Here is a 2,632-nt window from a genome sequence, read left to right as displayed (position 1 = left end):
AACAAACAAAGGCCCCCGGCACCCACCAGCAACACACACGCACACGACAACCAAACAAGCACTTTCCCAAAAAAGTATTAGTTAGTACATCGGCACACTATTGAGTTCTCACACAACACACACCCACAAAACAACCACCACAACCAAGCAGCAGCCACCCCATGAGCAGCAGAAGAAGACTCTACCTTCACTGCAAACACAAGTCAAACCGACCGTGAATACAAAGTAAACTCTCCCCCACATCACCACAACAAGCGATCACATCGCCCTGTCGCGCTGACCCCGGATACATTACACACACTTCACACATAAAGCGAACCCCCAGGTCACAATGCCTTTCTAGGGAACTTTCGAGCTAATAGAAGACCATAACTCTAGAGTTTCACTTAAAGCTGTTCGGCAATGCATTCGTTCACCGGCCGCTCACGCACACTAACGAACTATCTCAGCAGAATGACGTGGCCCGAAAGCCTCGTCGTAAAGCGAGATGGAGCGAAACCACCCCAATAGAAAGCTCCAGTGAGGAAAAGCTGGACTATGGAACTAAAGTCGAACTGTGACTACATCAACGAAGACCGATGCCCGGACCGTCCATCCGGTCGATGAGTATCCGGGCCATGTGAAACTGCTTGTACTCGGCTTTCAACATGTGCTCGCCGCGTATGCAGGCGCGGTGGCAGTCCCGCTTTTCGTGGGCTGGGCACTTGTGGATGCCGGGCGTATGTCCCCATCCGATATTCCGCACCTAATTGCCGCGGACCTGTTTGTTGCCGGCATCGCCACCATCGTGCAATCGGTGGGTATTTGGCGATTTGGTGTGCGACTACCACTGATTCAGGGCTGTACCTTCTCTGCCGCCATTCCGATGGTCACTATCGGATCGCAATACGGCGTGCCCGCAATCTACGGTTCGGTGATCGCATCGGGCATCTTCATAATGCTCTTTGCACCGCTTTTCGCGTCGCTTCTACGCCTATTTCCGCCGTTGGTCACTGGTACGGTGCTATTGATTATCGGCACGACGCTTATGCCAGTCGCAGCCGACTGGGTTGGTGGCGGTGCTGAAGTAAAGGACACTCCTGATTTCGGCACACCCCAAAACTTGGCAGTAGCTGTGTTTGTGTTGGTCTTGATCCTCAGTATTGAGCGTTGGGCACCGGAATGGCTCGCCCGAATCGCCGTTCTAGTGGGCATGATTTCTGGGTTGCTGCTATGCATTCCATTGGGAATGGTGGATTGGTCTGGGACCAAGGACTCACCAATCTTTGGGCTGACACATCCGTTCTACTTCGGCATGCCTGAGTTTGTCTTCTCGGCCGTATTTGCCATGTGCATTGTTTCGCTTGTGACTATGGTCGAAGCGACTGGAGATGTGCTTGCAATCGGTGAGATTACCGAGACCGAGATTGATAATCGCCGTATTGCCGACACACTGCGTGCCGACGGTGCTGCGACCGTGCTCGGCGGTATTTTCAATACCTTCCAATACACGGCGTTTGCCCAGAACATCGGCGTCCTGTCCATCACGGGTGTGCGATCCCGGTGGGTTACCGCAGCTGCAGGCGGAATGCTGCTGGTTCTGGGCCTGATTCCGAAGACGGCCGCTCTCGTTGCTGCAATTCCAGCTCCAGTTTTGGGAGGTGCCGGTATCGCCTTGTTCGGCATGGTCGCAGCATCTGGCGTCCGCACCCTATCCAAGGTTAAGTTCACTGAATCCAACGTAATCGTCGTTGGTATTCCGTTGGCACTGGCATTGCTTCCTGCTGTATCGCCCGAACTATTCTCCGGACTGCCGGCGTGGGCACAAACGTTTATGGCCTCGGGCATCTGTGTAGGTTCCGTCGCAGCAATCATCTTGAACCTTTTGTTCAACACCGCCGACCGTGCACCGCACGCAGTTACTCCGAGTGCTCACGACACCTTCCGCGGAGGTATCAACTCTGAAGATAAGGACCACGACGGCTACGGCGACGTCCCGCCGGCTAAGCCGAGCAGTAATAACTAACTTCGGTACTTTGATTAGCGCGGCTGGCTAGCTCAATCCCAGACCGCGCTGGCGTGACTAAATACAACACATTCCCGTATGGGCGCAGGCATTACCTCGCCCATACGGGATTTCCTTTTGGCACGATCGAGAACGGCGCCGCGTTGTCTCGAAGGTACGACTCGAGAATCAGGACGAATTCCGAATAGCGTATGAATCCCTATTTGGACAGCTTTCCAGTAAAACCCCAATTGAACCGGGGTATCGGCGTGTAGGCATGACTGACAGTGATAGTCAGAGAAGTGCAATAAATGAATCAGACATGCCAGCAAGCGCAGTGCCAGAATTCAACGAGCCTTCGACCGGCCTACTGCGCATCGGACCCGTTCCAAATGCCCGTAACCAAGCAAGATCAGTGGCTATCACCGAAACATAAGCTCGACATATATCGATTGAATGTCGTTTACTCGTAGGTAAAACAAAAGGTGGGCCGCGGCAGCCCCCGCCCCACACAGGGGATTTGGCTGCAACGACCCACCAACAAAAAGTATTTATGCCGGCGGCGACCTACTCTCCCACACCCTCCCGAGTGCAGTACCATCGGCGCTGGTGGACTTAGCTTCCGGGTTCGGAATGGGACCGGGCGTG

At 54.1% G+C, this 2,632-nt stretch carries 1 protein-coding gene and 1 rRNA gene; one reads left to right on the top strand and one right to left on the bottom strand.

Annotation, left to right across the window (positions count from 1 at the left end; genetic code table 11):
* The first annotated feature begins 556 nt into the window (after positions 1–556).
* The gene (locus tag NQ014_RS10770; protein ID WP_257075333.1) at positions 557–2,005 is read left to right on the top strand and encodes a nucleobase:cation symporter-2 family protein; all 1,449 of its coding nucleotides are present in this window, start codon (positions 557–559) and stop codon (positions 2,003–2,005) included.
* Between the two features lie 533 nt (positions 2,006–2,538).
* Here NQ014_RS10770 and rrf read toward each other — a convergent pair.
* Positions 2,539–2,632, bottom strand: a 5S ribosomal RNA gene (gene rrf / locus NQ014_RS10765); the annotation flags it as partial.

This window comes from Corynebacterium sp. 5QC2CO, from assembly GCF_024580435.1.
Classification (GTDB): domain Bacteria; phylum Actinomycetota; class Actinomycetes; order Mycobacteriales; family Mycobacteriaceae; genus Corynebacterium; species Corynebacterium jeikeium_D.
Note: the sequence above shows the minus strand (reverse complement) of the source record. Positions and strands in the feature narration are given on the sequence as shown.